The sequence below is a fragment of the Kitasatospora sp. NPDC056531 genome (assembly GCF_042794375.1).
Taxonomy (GTDB): Bacteria; Actinomycetota; Actinomycetes; order Streptomycetales; family Streptomycetaceae; genus Kitasatospora.
On record NZ_JBHTTU010000004.1, the window covers coordinates 233,727 to 246,863 of the forward strand.

General features: G+C 72.8%; 18 protein-coding genes. 6 read left to right on the top strand and 12 right to left on the bottom strand.

Annotation, left to right across the window (positions count from 1 at the left end; genetic code table 11):
* Window positions 1–297: 297 nt before the first annotated feature.
* The 4 genes from ACFQ87_RS07335 to ACFQ87_RS07350 all read right to left on the bottom strand — a co-directional run bounded on the left by ACFQ87_RS07335 (window position 298) and on the right by ACFQ87_RS07350 (window position 3,210).
* Window positions 298–1,050 carry a dienelactone hydrolase family protein gene (locus ACFQ87_RS07335; RefSeq protein WP_380609597.1) on the bottom strand — a complete coding sequence of 251 codons (753 nt, stop codon included), beginning with the start codon at window positions 1,048–1,050 and terminating at the stop codon, window positions 298–300.
* Window positions 1,051–1,180: 130 nt separating this feature from the next.
* Window positions 1,181–1,753 (bottom strand): dihydrofolate reductase family protein, encoded by a 573-nt coding sequence (locus ACFQ87_RS07340; RefSeq protein ID WP_380609598.1) that lies wholly within the window; start codon window positions 1,751–1,753, stop codon window positions 1,181–1,183.
* 48 nt (window positions 1,754–1,801) lie between these two features.
* The gene (locus ACFQ87_RS07345; RefSeq protein ID WP_380609599.1) at window positions 1,802–2,539 is read right to left on the bottom strand and encodes an SRPBCC domain-containing protein; all 738 of its coding nucleotides are present in this window, start codon (window positions 2,537–2,539) and stop codon (window positions 1,802–1,804) included.
* Window positions 2,536–3,210, bottom strand: coding sequence for an ArsR/SmtB family transcription factor (locus ACFQ87_RS07350; RefSeq protein WP_380609600.1), 675 nt, complete (start codon window positions 3,208–3,210; stop codon window positions 2,536–2,538). The genes ACFQ87_RS07345 and ACFQ87_RS07350 overlap by 4 nt, the downstream gene beginning before the upstream one ends.
* 282 nt (window positions 3,211–3,492) lie before the next feature.
* Between ACFQ87_RS07350 and ACFQ87_RS07355 the strand changes: the two genes are divergently transcribed.
* Complete coding sequence (locus ACFQ87_RS07355) at window positions 3,493–3,750, top strand: hypothetical protein (protein WP_380609601.1); 258 nt, start codon at window positions 3,493–3,495, stop codon at window positions 3,748–3,750.
* Between the two features lie 29 nt (window positions 3,751–3,779).
* On the opposite strand, the gene ACFQ87_RS07360 is transcribed toward ACFQ87_RS07355, so the two are convergent.
* Entirely contained in the window at window positions 3,780–4,538 is a 759-nt protein-coding gene (locus ACFQ87_RS07360; RefSeq protein ID WP_380609602.1) for an alpha/beta fold hydrolase, read from the bottom strand.
* 113 nt (window positions 4,539–4,651) lie between these two features.
* Between ACFQ87_RS07360 and ACFQ87_RS07365 the strand changes: the two genes are divergently transcribed.
* From ACFQ87_RS07365 to ACFQ87_RS07375, 3 genes are all read left to right on the top strand, one after another.
* On the top strand, window positions 4,652–5,185 hold the full coding sequence (locus tag ACFQ87_RS07365) for a SigE family RNA polymerase sigma factor (RefSeq protein WP_380609603.1): 534 nt from the start codon (window positions 4,652–4,654) through the stop codon (window positions 5,183–5,185).
* Window positions 5,182–6,087, top strand: a complete 906-nt coding sequence (locus tag ACFQ87_RS07370; RefSeq protein ID WP_380609604.1) for a hypothetical protein — start codon at window positions 5,182–5,184, stop codon at window positions 6,085–6,087. The genes ACFQ87_RS07365 and ACFQ87_RS07370 overlap by 4 nt, the downstream gene beginning before the upstream one ends.
* A 130-nt stretch (window positions 6,088–6,217) precedes the next feature.
* Window positions 6,218–6,508, top strand: coding sequence for a hypothetical protein (locus ACFQ87_RS07375; protein WP_380609605.1), 291 nt, complete (start codon window positions 6,218–6,220; stop codon window positions 6,506–6,508).
* A 32-nt stretch (window positions 6,509–6,540) separates the two neighbouring features.
* On the opposite strand, the gene ACFQ87_RS07380 is transcribed toward ACFQ87_RS07375, so the two are convergent.
* From ACFQ87_RS07380 to ACFQ87_RS07405, 6 genes are all read right to left on the bottom strand, one after another.
* Complete coding sequence (locus tag ACFQ87_RS07380; RefSeq protein WP_380609606.1) at window positions 6,541–7,461, bottom strand: GNAT family N-acetyltransferase; 921 nt, start codon at window positions 7,459–7,461, stop codon at window positions 6,541–6,543.
* A gap of 54 nt (window positions 7,462–7,515) precedes the next feature.
* Window positions 7,516–8,733, bottom strand: coding sequence for a glycosyltransferase (locus ACFQ87_RS07385; RefSeq protein WP_380609607.1), 1,218 nt, complete (start codon window positions 8,731–8,733; stop codon window positions 7,516–7,518).
* A 132-nt stretch (window positions 8,734–8,865) separates the two neighbouring features.
* Window positions 8,866–9,669: a nucleotidyltransferase domain-containing protein gene (locus ACFQ87_RS07390; protein ID WP_380609608.1), complete on the bottom strand. Its 804-nt coding sequence runs from the start codon at window positions 9,667–9,669 to the stop codon at window positions 8,866–8,868.
* A gap of 99 nt (window positions 9,670–9,768) precedes the next feature.
* Window positions 9,769–10,272, bottom strand: a complete 504-nt coding sequence (locus ACFQ87_RS07395; RefSeq protein ID WP_380609609.1) for a hypothetical protein — start codon at window positions 10,270–10,272, stop codon at window positions 9,769–9,771.
* A 49-nt stretch (window positions 10,273–10,321) separates the two neighbouring features.
* Entirely contained in the window at window positions 10,322–11,230 is a 909-nt protein-coding gene (locus ACFQ87_RS07400; RefSeq protein ID WP_380609610.1) for a hypothetical protein, read from the bottom strand.
* 65 nt (window positions 11,231–11,295) lie between these two features.
* Complete coding sequence (locus tag ACFQ87_RS07405; RefSeq protein ID WP_380609611.1) at window positions 11,296–11,622, bottom strand: DUF1330 domain-containing protein; 327 nt, start codon at window positions 11,620–11,622, stop codon at window positions 11,296–11,298.
* 164 nt (window positions 11,623–11,786) lie between these two features.
* Here ACFQ87_RS07405 and ACFQ87_RS07410 point away from each other — a divergent pair, with 164 nt between their 5' ends.
* Both ACFQ87_RS07410 and ACFQ87_RS07415 read left to right on the top strand, forming a co-directional pair.
* Window positions 11,787–12,269 (top strand): MarR family winged helix-turn-helix transcriptional regulator, encoded by a 483-nt coding sequence (locus tag ACFQ87_RS07410; protein ID WP_380609612.1) that lies wholly within the window; start codon window positions 11,787–11,789, stop codon window positions 12,267–12,269.
* Entirely contained in the window at window positions 12,266–12,565 is a 300-nt protein-coding gene (locus tag ACFQ87_RS07415; RefSeq protein WP_380609613.1) for a DUF1330 domain-containing protein, read from the top strand. The genes ACFQ87_RS07410 and ACFQ87_RS07415 overlap by 4 nt, the downstream gene beginning before the upstream one ends.
* Window positions 12,566–12,648: 83 nt before the next feature.
* On the opposite strand, the gene ACFQ87_RS07420 is transcribed toward ACFQ87_RS07415, so the two are convergent.
* On the bottom strand, window positions 12,649–13,134 hold the full coding sequence (locus ACFQ87_RS07420) for a YbaK/EbsC family protein (protein ID WP_380609614.1): 486 nt from the start codon (window positions 13,132–13,134) through the stop codon (window positions 12,649–12,651).
* Window positions 13,135–13,137: the final 3 nt, after the last annotated feature.

The window sequence follows — 13,137 nt, forward strand, 5'->3', positions numbered from 1 at the left end:
ATTGCCGATCGGGATAGGCGCATGGCGTTACGCCAAATCAACCGTGAGTGACCGACAGGCCGCTGAGCTGCAACATTCTGTTGAAGACTCGCCCCCGAGGAGCGACTGGAGAGGGTAATTCTTTGCGAAGTTTTACTTCCAGGTAACATGCCTCGGAATGTGCCCATGTCAACCAATCCGCGACAAATTCCCCCCACCCCGGCGATACGGACACCCCGAACTGTGGGAATCCTGTGAAACAGGGTGCCGCCGTGTCGGAAACATGTTGGATCCGGGATGCACTCGCGCCGGATTCCGTCAGTCGGCTGCACGTACCTGCGCGCCGAGCTTCCGGAGCAGGAACCGCTCCGAGGAGTCCAGCTCGAAGTCGGGCACCGCCAGATGGCCCCCGGGATTGGCGTGCAGCGTCCTCTCCGCCGATCCGAGCGCGCCGTACACCGCCAACGCGGCCTCGCGCGGCACGAGTTCGTCGTCCCACTGCAGCACGAACCGCACCGGCACCCCGACCCGCCGCGCCGCCTCCAGCTGGGACGCGTGCCCGGTCAGCCCGAACACCGCAGCGGTGATGCGGGGTTCGGCCGCGACCAACGGGATGCCGATCACGCTGCCCAGCGACAACCCCCAGTAGCCGACCGGGCCGAGACCGCCGGCGGCCTTGTCCAGCGCGTCCAGCACCGCCCGCCACTCGGGCACGGCCCGCTCCGCGAGCGCCGCCGTGTGCCGCGCCACCCACGCGCTGATCGGCCGCCCGGCCGCCAGCAACTCCCCGATCTCCGTGGCGAATCGCTCGTCCTGCGCGGTGCGCTCCCGCTCGCCGTGCCCGGGCGCGTCCAGCGACACCGCCGCCCACCCGTACCGAGTCACGCATCTGCGGGCCCGCTCCACCACCCCCGGCCCCAGCTTGTGCTGCCCGCCGCCGTGCCCCAGCAGCACCAACGGCCGTGCGCCCAGGGCGGATCCGTCCGGCTGCCAGAGCACGCCGGGTACGCCGTCGAGGGTGAAGCGGTGCTGCGTGACGCCGTTCGAGGAGGTGTGAGAGGTGAGGTGCATCCCCTCATCATGGCGCCCGACACACGTTCGAGTCCTGCCCTTTCACCGCCCCGGCCAATAGTCACCACGCGGTGGGCGCATCGGGGGACGGGGCGGGGAAGGCTGCTTCGGGTCCTGCCTTCGGGTCGCGTCAGCGGACCACGTCGAAGACCTGCATCTGCAGGCCGTTGCTGTAGACCGCGTGCTCGACCAGCTTCAGCTTCTGGGTGTCCTTGTCCGTGCTGCTGAACAGCCGCTTGCCGGCGCCGAGCAGCAGGGGATAGACGAGCAGGTGGTAGCGGTCGATCAGGCCCGCGTCCGAGAGGGCCTGGTTCAGGGTGGCGCTGCCGTGGACGATGATCGGGCCGCCCTCGGTCTCCTTCAGGGCGGTGACCTCGTCCAGCGAGCGCAGGATCGTGGTCTCACCCCAGTCGGAGACCAGGGCGTCGTCGGTGAGGGTGGTGGAGACGACGTACTTCGGCATCGTCTTGTAACGGGCGAACTCCGCCATGTCCGGCCACACCGGGCTGAACGCCTCGTAGCTGACGCGGCCCATCAGGATCGCGGTGGCCTCCTGCTGCTCCCGCTCCTTGATCTCGTAGGCCTCGGGGACGAACTCGACGTCCTTGAAGGTCCAGCCGGAGTTGCGGTAGCCGGGTTCGCCGCCGGGGCCCTCGACGACGCCGTCGAGCGAGATGAAGGCGGTGCTGATCAGGGTGCGCATGAGTGGTTCCTCGGTTCTCGCGTGTCTACCGGTGTACGTGTTCGGGGCTCAGCCGAGGAGCCCGGCCAGCCACTGCTGCCAGGATGCGTCGATGCCTTCCGGTGCCGGACCGAACAGGTGATGGAACATCAGGACCATGCCGCCGCCGTGGTGGAAGGTGTGGACCGCGTCGGCGGAGCGGACCTCGAAACGCTCGTCGTCCGCCCAGACCACCTCGCCGTCCAGCGGCGGCAGACCGGCCGGCGCGGCGTGGACCGGCGTGCCCACGGTGACCGGGAGCGGCAGCGCGAGGGCGTCGGCGAGCGCCGCCCGCACCTCCGGCTCCGCCCGCCCGCCGGACGGCGCGGCGGCGAACACCGGTACGGCGGTGCGCCCTTGGAAGTGGGCGAGGTACTCGCGGAGCGTGTTGAGGTGGAACGGCCAGCCGCGGCGCAGCGCGTCGTACTCGTCCTGCCAGTCGTCGCCGAGCAGTCCGCTGTGGACGACGCGGAGCACGGTGCTACCGCCGCCCCGCCCCTCGACCAGGTACTCGAAGGCCATGAACCGGCCGTCCTCGCCGGTGGCCGTACGGGTGGCCAGGCGCTTGCCGGGTTCGTAGGCGGTGATCACCGCCTGCTCGCGGTGGCCCCCGATGTCCATGACGGCGGCCCCGCCCTCACGCGGGTCGAGTTCGTTGCGGCCCATGAACCAGGAGTCGAGCCCCGGTCCGGTGGCGATCGCCTCCCAGACCTCCTCCGGACTCGCCGGCAGGGTCGTCTTCAGCTCGATCTCGAACGGGTGGGTCATCGGGGGTTCTCCTGTTCCGGTTCGGTCCCGGCGTCCTCGGCCGGGTCGGACGCCACGGCGTCGGGGGACCCGGCGTCGAGGGACGCGGGTGACGCCGCGGGGATCTGGTGGAGCCCGACGACCACCCGGTGGCTACGGCCCCCGGGGGCGGACTCGTCGTGGTAGCGGCTGACCAGCGCCGCCACCGCCTGGGACAGCTCCTCGGCGAAGGCCGCCCGGTCGGCCGCCGAGGCGAACCGCACCTGCGCGTCGATCCCGAAGGTGGCGACCCGCTTCCCGGCCCGGGAGGCCCCGGTCAGCAGCGCCCCCACCTCCTGCACCAGCCGCGACCCCAGCGCCAGCAGCCAGCGGGCGGAGAGCTGGTCCGGCGAGCGCGAGGGGTCCGGGCTCACGGCGGCCAGGACGCTCGGCGAGATCACGTACGAGGCGGCGGTGGCGCGGTACACCCGTTCGGTGACGTTGCCCTTGCGCCGTTCCTCGGCGAGTTCGACGAGCTCGTGCCGCTCCAACTCCTTCAGGTGGTAGTTGACCTTCTGCCGGGGCAGCCCCAGGCGGGAGGCCAGCATGGCGGCCGAACCGGGTTCGGCGAGGGCGGCGAGGATCCGGGCCCGTATCGGATCCAGGGAGGCCTCGGCCGCGGCGGGCTCTTCGATGACGGCGACGTCCAGCATGGTTCCAGAGTCGCGCCGACAAGAAAATTTGTCAAGGACAGAATTCTTGTCGGTTGCGCCGTCGACAGCCGTGCCCGACTCGTCAGCTGAAGCGCCCGGAGCAGGAAGTCGGCCCGGCCGACTTCCTGCTGCCGTCCATCACCCCGCTCACCGCCACCGGCCCCGACCGCGACCCCGACCCCGGATGCCGAGTACGGCGGGCAGTGGCCCACAATCGGCCGGGTGATCAATTGGCCACGAAGGGCCCGTACCCGGAAGAGCCCTCTGGTCGAGGAGTGCGTCGTGCTGACGGCGGACGGCGGCGCACCTCTGACCGTGGTCTTCGAGCCGATGGGCAGCCTGTACGAGCTTCCCGCGGGCGAGCACTTGACCATCCGGTTCGCCGGTCCGCCCGAATCGCGCGGCGCAGTCGACCGTCGGCCCGACTACGTGTCGGCCTGCGGCCCGCTCGGCGGGACCATGACCGTCCGAACGGCTGCGGGCGCGGAGATCGACCTGCTCACCGGCGTACCCGAAACACCGTGGCGCCCAGGAAGTTGACCGGATCGACTTCCTGTTCCGACCCGCCCCTACCGGCCTGCCGACGACTCCCGCAGGAAGTCGGTGAGCAGCGCCGTCACCTCGGCCGGGCGCTCAAGGTTGGGGAGGTGGCCGGCCCAGGGCAGTTCGCGGTGGCGGGCGTTCGGCAGCAGGGTCGGCAGGGAGGCGGCGATCCGGCGGAAGTCGGGGAGGTCGTGAGCGCCGGAGAGGGCCAGGGTGGGGGCGGTGATGCGAGTGAGGTCGACCTCCTCCTTCTGCGGGCCGACCTGTGCCGTCAGCTGCACCTCGAAGTTGTGCCGCTGCATCCGGCGGACCAGCTCACGGGTCGCCTCGTCGGCCTCCGGGCCCAGCCAGGTCCGGACGTTGAGTTCGACGGCGCCCTCGATGTCGCCCGCCGTGAGCAGTTCCTCCTCCTGGGCGTCGAAGGCGAGGAGGGTGTCGGTCGGCTCGTGTCCGGACTTGGCCGCGCAGAGGAGGGCGAGCGCGGTCACCGCCGTCGGGCGGAGGGCCGCGACCGTCAGGGCGATGCGGCCGCCGTAGGAGGCGCCGATGAGGGCGGTGGTCTCGATGTCGAGGTGGTCGAGCAGGGCCAGGACGTCGGCTGCGGCGCTGTAGGGGGCGTCGGCGAGGGGCGTGTCGCCGAAGCCGCGGAAGTCGCAGCGGACCACCCGGTGGCCGGCGTCGAGCAGGGCCTGCCACTGCGGGTCCCACATCCGTCGGTCGCACACCGAGGAGTGCAGGAGGACAACGGCGGGACCGGTTCCGGATACGTCATGAGAGATGATCATTCGGCGGATCGTAACGAGCGCGGCAGCCGGGCGCGAGGCAGTTACGGATCGGCGACGGCGCGGAGTAAGCGTTTCCGGCCCCGCCCGGGCTCTGGGTGGGTGAGGAGGTGCTCATGGGAGAGCCGAGGAGTTCACGGGACGAGGAGTTCCAGGCGTTCATCGTCGGGGTCTGGCCCCGGCTGGTGCGGACGGCGTTCCTGCTGGCCGGGGAGCAGTACGCGGCGGAGGATCTGGTGCAGTCCGCGGCGGAGAAGGCCTGCGCGGCCTGGCCGAAGGTGCGGCGGGCGGACGATCCGTACGCGTATGTGCGACGGATCCTGGTGAACCAGCACGCCCGGCGCTGGCGCCGCCGCCCGCCGGAGCTGCTGGTGGACGCGGTGCCGGACACGCCCGGGGTTGAGGACGGTTTCGCCCGCTCGGACCAGCGCGGGGCGCTGCTGGCCGCGCTCGCCACCCTGCCCCCGCGTCAGCGCGAGGCTGTGGTGCTGCGGCACTGGGAGGACCTGAGCGACAGCCAGACGGCCACGGCGATGGGCTGCTCGGTGGGCGCGGTGCGCAGCCACGCGGCGAAGGGCATCGCGCGGTTGCGTCAGGTCACGGCGCTGGTGGAGGTCAAGGACACGACACGGATCGGAGGGGCGGCATGAACGCGGACGCGGAGAAGGACGCTGACCTGTGGGTCGGCCTCGGCCTGGCCGAGGCGGCGGCGGGGGCGAAGGTCGGCCCGGCGCCGGTGACGGACATCCTGGCGGGCGGGCGCCGGATCCGGCGGCGTCGCCGGACGGTGGTCGGCGCGCTGGCGCTGGCCTCGGCGGTGGTGCTGACGGGCGGGGCGCTCGCCGAGCTGCGCCCGGAGCCGGCGGCCTCCCACTCGCTCGTCCCGGCCGGCACCGGGCTCGGCTCCGGCACCGGCGGCCCGCCGTCGGCTTCGGCGACCACCCGGGCCACCCCGGCGGTGCGGGACCCGTTCACCCCGGTCCGGGTGGTACTCGGACAGGGCACCACGCCGGACGGCAAGGAGTGGAAGCTGTGGCAGGCGCTGTGGCCGGTGGCGCCCAAGGAGCGGGCGTATGAGCAGGCGTTGGCGGTGTGGCAGGAGCGCAGCCCGTACGACCCGGCGGTCAGCAAGCCGACGAAGGAGTTCGTCGACCAGTACTACGACCCCAACTCCGATGTGATCAACACCTATTTCACGGTGGACGGAGCGCGTCTGAGCCACGATGCCGCGGGCATCACCCCGTCGCCCGGCAAGCTCGACCCCCGCGAGGGGGGCTACATCGGCGGCGGCCTGGTCGGCCACCGGGGCAAGGACGACACGGTGGCCCCGCTCGACGTGGTCGCGCTGTCCCTCGGCCCCGACATCGCCCGGGTGAAGGTGACCTGGACGGACGGTACGGTCAGCGAGCCGCCGTTCGTCACCGTCGCCGACTCCCCGCTGCGCCAGATGGTGGTGGCCCGGCCGGAGGGCAAGACGGCGAAGCTCTGGGAGTACTTCGACAGGAACGGCAACAAGCTCCCTGACTCCGGCAGCCAGTTCCTCCGGGAGTAACTCCACCCCTGGTCGGACGCGAAGCGTTCCGCCCTCGTGTTTCGGTGGACGGGTGACGGTTCAGGGGAGTTCGGCGGGGGCAGGTGCCCGGGTTCCGTGGGTCGCCCGGTGCGGGTGGGGCGGACTCGGGTTGGTCCTGTTCGCCTGGACGGTGTTCGAGGCGGTGAAGCACGCGGGGCTGACGGTCCCCCTGGCGGCGGCCGGGTTCGCCGTTCCGCTGCTGTCAAAGCTCCTTCCGGGTAGGCCAGTTGTACGACAGGTGCTGCCTCGGGTCTGGGTGCCGCTGGCCGCCGTGGTGGTCTGTGCCGCCATTCCCGGCCCGGCCGAGGACACCGCCGCCCCCTTCACCTTCGGCATGGCCTGGCTGACGCACCTCGCGCTGCGGCACGCGGTGGGCAGGGCGGGAGTGGGAGGTCGGTAGGGCCGACCCCCCACTCCCGCTCAACGACTCGCTCAGCCGATCCGCTTCTCGAACCAGTGGTGGGCGTAAGGCTCGTCATTGAAGGCAGGAACCTCCTGGAAGCCGCAGGAGTGGTACAGCCCGATCGCGGCGGTGAGCGCCTTGTTGGTGTCCAGGCGCAGCACGGTGCGGCCGTGCCGGGCGGCTCGCGTCTCGAGTTCGGCGAGGAAGCGGCGGCCGAGGCCGAGGCCCCGGGCGTGGGGTGCGACCCACATGCGTTTGATCTCGCTCGGGGCGTCGGGCGGCAGCTTCAGGCCGGCGCAGCCGACCGGCTCGCCGTGCAGCCGGGCGACCAGGAACAGGCCGTGCGGGGGCCGGAGTTCGCCAGCGTCGGGCAGCAGGCTCAGGGCCGGGTCGAAGCCGGTCTCGAAGCGCTCCTGGATCTCGGCGAAGTAGGAGCGCAGGCAGTGCCGGGCGTCGGGATGGTCCGGGTCGACGGTGTCGAGGGTGACGGTCGCGGCGGTCAGCAGCCGGTCGACCTCGGCCATGGCGGCGGCCAGCCGGGCCCGCTGGGTGGCGTTGAGCGGCTCCAGCAGGGAGGCGGCCAGCTCGTCGCTCCGGGCGTCGAGCGCGGCGCGTTCCGCGAGGCCGGCGTCGGTGAGCCGGACGGTGCGCAGCCGCCTGTCCCGGGGCTGCGGCTCGACCGTCACCAGGCCGTCGGTCTCCAGGGAGCGCAGCAGTCGGCTGAGGTACCCGGAGTCGAGCCCGAGGCGTTCCCGCAGCCGGCGCACGTCCTGGCCCTGTTCGCCGATCTCCCAGAGCAGTCGGGCCTCGCCGATGGGACGGTCCTGGCCGAGGTAGTGGTCGTGGAGGACGCCCACCCGCTGGGTGACGGTGCGGTTGAACCTCCGCACCTGGGCGATCTGCGCCTCGGTGTCGGTATCGATGCATGCGTCGATCTGCGCCGGATCCATTCTCTGACCTTAGTCAGAGAATGGATCCGGCGCCAGTGGACGCCCCGCCCGGACTCAGCCCGCCGCGTCGAGGAGCAGCTTCGCCGCCACCGCCGTCCCGTCCGTGCGGATCTCGCCGGCGAACGCCGCCGCCCGGGCACCGACCCCGGGCGCCAGGGTCTGCTCGAGCGCGGCCGAGAGCGAGTCCACCGTCGGCGCCGGACCGTCGTGGGCCGCGCCGATGCCCAGGGCGGCGACGCGGTCCGCCCAGTACGGCTGGTCGACGATCTGCGGCACCACGACCTGCGGCGCCCCCGCCACGGCCGCGGCGGTCGTGGTCCCCGCCCCGCCGTGGTGGACGACCGCGGCGACTCGGGCGAACAGGGCCTGCTGGTTGACCTCGCCGACGGTGAAGCAGTCGTCCCCGCCGTCCACCGGCGCAAGGTTCGCCCAGCCCTGGGCGAGCACGATTCGCCGCCCCTGCGCCCGTACCGCCTCGACCGCCACCGGCCCGGCGTCCGGCGCGCCGTGCAGCGGCATGCTGCCGAAGCCCACGTACACCGGGGGCTCGCCCGCCGCCAGGAACGCCGACAGGTCGGCGGGCAGCGGACGGTGGTCCGGCAGCAGCCAGGCGCCGGTCTGCACGACCTCGCGCTCGGCCGGCTGCCGCCAGGGGCCGAGCAGCGGGTCGGTGGCCAGCCACGGGCGGTCGGTGAACACGTGGTCGCGCACGTTCTCCACCTCCGCGAGGCCGACCGACGCCCGGTGGGCGTTGACCTGCTCCCGGAACAGGGCGTTCATGGTGCCGATGTTGAACTCCCACAGCTCCCGGTGGTCGGTCAGCTCCGGCGGGTACGGCTGGCTGGGGAACTCGAACGGCCGGTGGTGCGGGGACGGCAGCATGGTCGGCTGCAGCGCGACGTACGTGAAGCGGGCGCCCACCCGCTCGGCCGCCGCCTGCGCGCCGGCCACGGCCGGGAACAGCCCGGTCGCCACCACCGCGCCGCCCGGCTCGGCCGTCGCGGCGACCGCCTCGTGGAACTGCCCGACCAGCATCGCCACCCGCGTCGGGAAGTCCACCGTCGTCGAGGACGCCCCGCTCGCCACCACCGCCCGCACCGACTCCCCGACGGGCACCATCTCCACCCCCACGGCAGCCAGTCGCTGCGCGAACTCCTCGTCCGGCGGCGCGCACACCCGTACCTCGGCGCCGAGCTCCCGCAGCTTCACCGCGAGGCCCGCCAGCGGCTGGACGTCACCGCGCGACCCGTACGTGGACAACACAACTCGCATCTCGCGCATCTCCCGTTCCCCCCAGGCTCCGCCCTGGAGTTGGAGATTCTGCGGCACGACCGGGGCCTTGCGGCAAGGCCCCCCGCGCGCTATAAGTTGAGAGTGGCGGGGAGTGGGTGACATCGATCCCCATCAGCTTCGCAGCGCCGCCACAGCCTCCTCGACCAGCTTCCGCGCACGCTCCACGGTCTCCGTCAGCTCGTCGGGGGTCTCCCCCACCGCACCCAGCAGGCCTCGCACCCGAATCCCGAACCCCGGCGGTTTGCCGCGCAGTTGTGCGGCGACGGCGAGCGCGCCCTTCTCGTTGAGGCACCAGTGCCGGTTGCGCGCGTACAGCGCCTGCACCAGCACCCCGACCGCCCGGGACAGGCAGAGCGCGACGTACAGGGTGTCGCCGCGCGCCGCTCCCTTGGCTGCGCCGCCGACCAGGAACTCCGCCTCCCAGACGCCCGCCATCAGCGCTTCGCGCAGCGGCTCGGGGTACGTGGCGGTCTGCGTCTTCAGCGATGCCAACTCACCTGCGGGATCGGCGAGTACGTGCCCGAGCGCGACCTCGCCGACGTAGCACGGCGACCAGAAGCCGAGCGGATGCCCGGCCTGTACGCCCACCTCGTACCGGCCCTCCCGGCAGTCCGCCCACACCCGCTCGACCCGGTCGAGGTCCCGCAGGATCCAGTCGACGGCGACTCCGTCGACCTGCAGCCACGCCCCGCCGTTCACCCACGGCCCCCAGCCGCCGGGCCCGGCCACCTCCACCTCCGGCCCGGCCAACTCCCGCAGCGCGGCGAGGTCCGGCTCACCGCGGTAGTAGACCCCGAGGTCCCAGTCCGAATCCGGCCGGTGCCGACCACGCGCCCGGCTCCCACCGAGCATCACCCCCACCACGCCCGGGACTTCGGCCAGTCGGTCCGCCATCTGCTCGATCAACGCACGCATAGCGGAAGTCTGGCGGCCGGAACGGCCCCGGACCAACGCTTATCGACACAGCGACCCGATCGGCGGCGTAGCGTCGAACCGTCCGCGCCTGGCGGGCGCTCATCGCCTTCGCGTCCAACCGAGCGGACTGTCGGCGGCCGCCGCCAGGATGGCCGCGGCCGCCGAGACCTCCTGCTCCCAGGCGTGGAAGGCCTCGGCGTTGTAGGTCTCCACCTCCACCAGACAGGAGGAGCAGCACATCCGGAGGACCGCCTCGGCGAACTGCCACTCCACATCGGTGGCGGTCTCCCCCATGCCGTGCCAGGCCCTGCCGGCCGCCTCCTTGGGCGTCAGCTCGCCCGCGACCACCCCGGCCGCCAGAGAGCGGAGCAGACAGCGCTCGGCCAGGCCGCTGTCCGGGCGCGGAACGCCCAGCTCCTCCAAGGCCTCCCGGAGCAGCTCCTCCAGGTCGGCCGTCGGCTCGCCCCGACCCCGCCCGGCGAGGTCGCACAGGGCGGGCGAGTCCTCGCCCGCCGCCAGCAGCTCGGCGGCGGCCATCGGCAGGTCCTCGGGGCGCACCAGGCCGGCGGCGTGCTGCCAGGCCAGGGTGAATACGGCGTCCATGACGGCATCCTGGCGCACCCGGTAGCCCCGTGACCAGCGATTCAGCCGGTCAGGGCCAGCCGCCGGAGTGCTTCAGCCACTCCCGCCCCTCGGGATCCTTCGGGTCCATCGCCAGCAGCAGCTTCGCCAGCGACCGCTGCGCCGCCGGGTCACCGGCCCGGGCGGCCACCCGCAGCAGGGCGGCGGCCTGCTCGGGCTTTCCGGCGTCCAGCCGCCCCTGCGCGTCCGCGTGCACACCGAGCGAGGCCCGCCCGAGCAGGTCCCACATCTCCTCCGACGGCTTTGCCCCGGTACGGGCCGCCTGCTGCTGGAGGACGGACAGCAGGTTGAACTGCGCCTGCCAGTCGCCCGCCTCGGCGGCCGGACGCAGCACCGCCTCCGCGCCGTCCAGGTCGCCTGCGGCACTGAGCGCGGCGCCGAGGATCGGGGTGATCAGCTCCTCCCCCTCCTGCACCGCCCGACGCAGCAGCGGCACCGCGCCCGCCGGGTCGCCGTCCTCGTACAGCCAGAGACCGGCGAGCTTGGCGCCCCCCGCACGGCCGCCCCGGCCGGCCTGCTCCAGCAGCTCCAGGGCCCGCCCGGTCTCACCCCGGTCGCGCAGCCTCAGCGCCAACTCCCAGGCGGCGTCGGCGATCCCGCCCCTCGCGGCGACCTCCAGCCGGCGCTCGGCCTCCTCTCCCTCGGCGAGGTCCAGCAGGTCCATCGCCGCCCGGTGCGCGGCCGCCGCGTCGCCCCGCTCCGCCTTGGCCACGTCCGACGCGACGGACTCCCGTACGGCCCGGAGCTTCGCCATGTCGAGGCCCAGGTACTCGATCGCCTTCTGGTGGCCCGACGCGCGAGCGTCGAAACCGCGTGGAGCCGAGCGGAAGACCCGCGCCACCCGCACCCGCCGCACGGCGAGTGCGGGGCGGGCAGGTGGCGCAGTACCGCAGCAGCGGAAGAAACGCGAGACCGCCATCAGGACACCCAAGCCCTCACGCTTTGGTGACACCGTTACGGACCTTCCGGGCGGAAACGTCCGGGCTACTGAGACCTGACTATGGACTCAGCAACGGCGGGCACGATCATCGCGGTGTACGGGACGGTGGCCGCGAGGCGTTCCTCCAGCAGCGCCCGGTAGTCCTCGGACTCGTAAACGGCGCGGGCCTGTTCGGCGTCGGCGAAGCGCAGCACGACGGTGTGGGTGCCGCCGGACGGGCGGCCGCCCTCGTGGAGGTGGACGGTCCGGTCGGTGCTGGCGAGGAGTTCACCGGCGTCCGGGCCGAGCAGGACGGGGCCGGCGGCCTGGCGGTAGGCGTCCAGGCGCCCGGGGTCGGTCACGTCGTAGTTCAGGATGAGCAGGGCAGGCACGATGACTCCTCGTCAACTCATGGGAAATGGGCCGGTCATACGGTCGAGGGCGCGATCGAGCGCCGTGGTCGGCGGCATGGCGGCGAGGGCGAAGGCATTCGGAAACCTCCCTGTGTCAGCTAAGCTGACACAGACGATACGCTGACGCGCCGAAAGAGCAAGGAATGGCCGAACCCGATGACGGGGAAGCGGAGTTGTCGCTCCTCAGCCTGCTGCTGAGGAACGCCCGCCGGTTCCAGGGGGAACTGGCACGCCGGCTGGACGAGGCGGGCGTCGAACCGACCACCCCGGCCCACATGACGGTGTTGGCGCACCTGCGCGACGGCGACGCCCTGAGCATCGCCGAACTCGCCCGCCGCGCCGGAGTGACGCGGCAGACCATGCACCGGGCGGTGCACCGACTCACCGACGAGCGCCTGCTCGTCACCGAACCGGGAGCGGGCTTTCCCCGCAGCGCGCTGGTTCGCCTCACCGACCGGGGCGTTCGACGCCGCGAGGTCGCCGCCCGCATCCTCGCCGATCTGGAGGGCGAACTCGCCGCCCAGCTCGGCACGCAGAGCGTCACCACCCTGCGCGAGACCCTGTGTGAAGCCCTGCACCACCCCTGGCCTCCGCACCACGATCCGCCTCTGGAGGGCCTGACATGACCGTCTACGCCGTCGCCCAGCTCACGATCCACGACCGCGCCCGGTACAACCGCTACCAGGCCCGCTTCCTGGAGGTGCTCGGCCGCTTCCGGGGGCGGCTGCTGGCCGCCGACGAGAACCCGGCGGTGGTGGAGGGGAGTTGGGAGCACCAGAAGGTCGTCCTGCTGGCCTTCCCGGACACCGCCGGGTTCCGGGAGTGGGCGGACTCCCCGGACTACCGGGAGATCGCCGCCGACCGGCTGGCGGCGACGCACGGGGTGGTGCTGCTGGTCAACGGCCTGGACGGGACGCGCTGACTCCCCCGGGCCACGCCGCGGAACCGGACCGGGAACGGCGGGAGGGCGGCCCGTCGGCATGGACGGGCCGCCCTCCTCCTGGGTCAGTCCGTCGCCACCACGGTGCTCGGGGTGCCGGCCGTCACCCGCAGCAGTTCCTCGTACGTCATCGGCACGACGGTGTGCGGGTGTCCGGCGGCCGCCCACAGCACCTCATGCCGCTGCAATGCGGTGTCGACGACCGTGCGCAGCGGCGCCGGGTGGCCGGTGGGGGCGACGCCGCCGATGGCCTGGCCGGTGGCCTCGCGGACCTGGGCGGCGGAGGCCCGGGCGATCGCCTCGGCGCCCAACTGCGCAGCCAGGTAGGCGGTGTCGACCCGGTGGGAGCCGCTGGTCATCACCAGCAGCGGTTCACCGTCGCAGCTGAACACCAGGCTGTTGGCGATCGCGCCGACCTCGCAGCCGAGGGCGGCGGCGGCCTCGGCGGCCGTCCGGGCGGAGTCGGGCAGGACGACGATCTCACCGGCAACGCCGGCCGCCGCCAGCGCCTCGGCGACCGCGAGGCTTCGGGCAGGGAGGGAGGAGGTCATCGC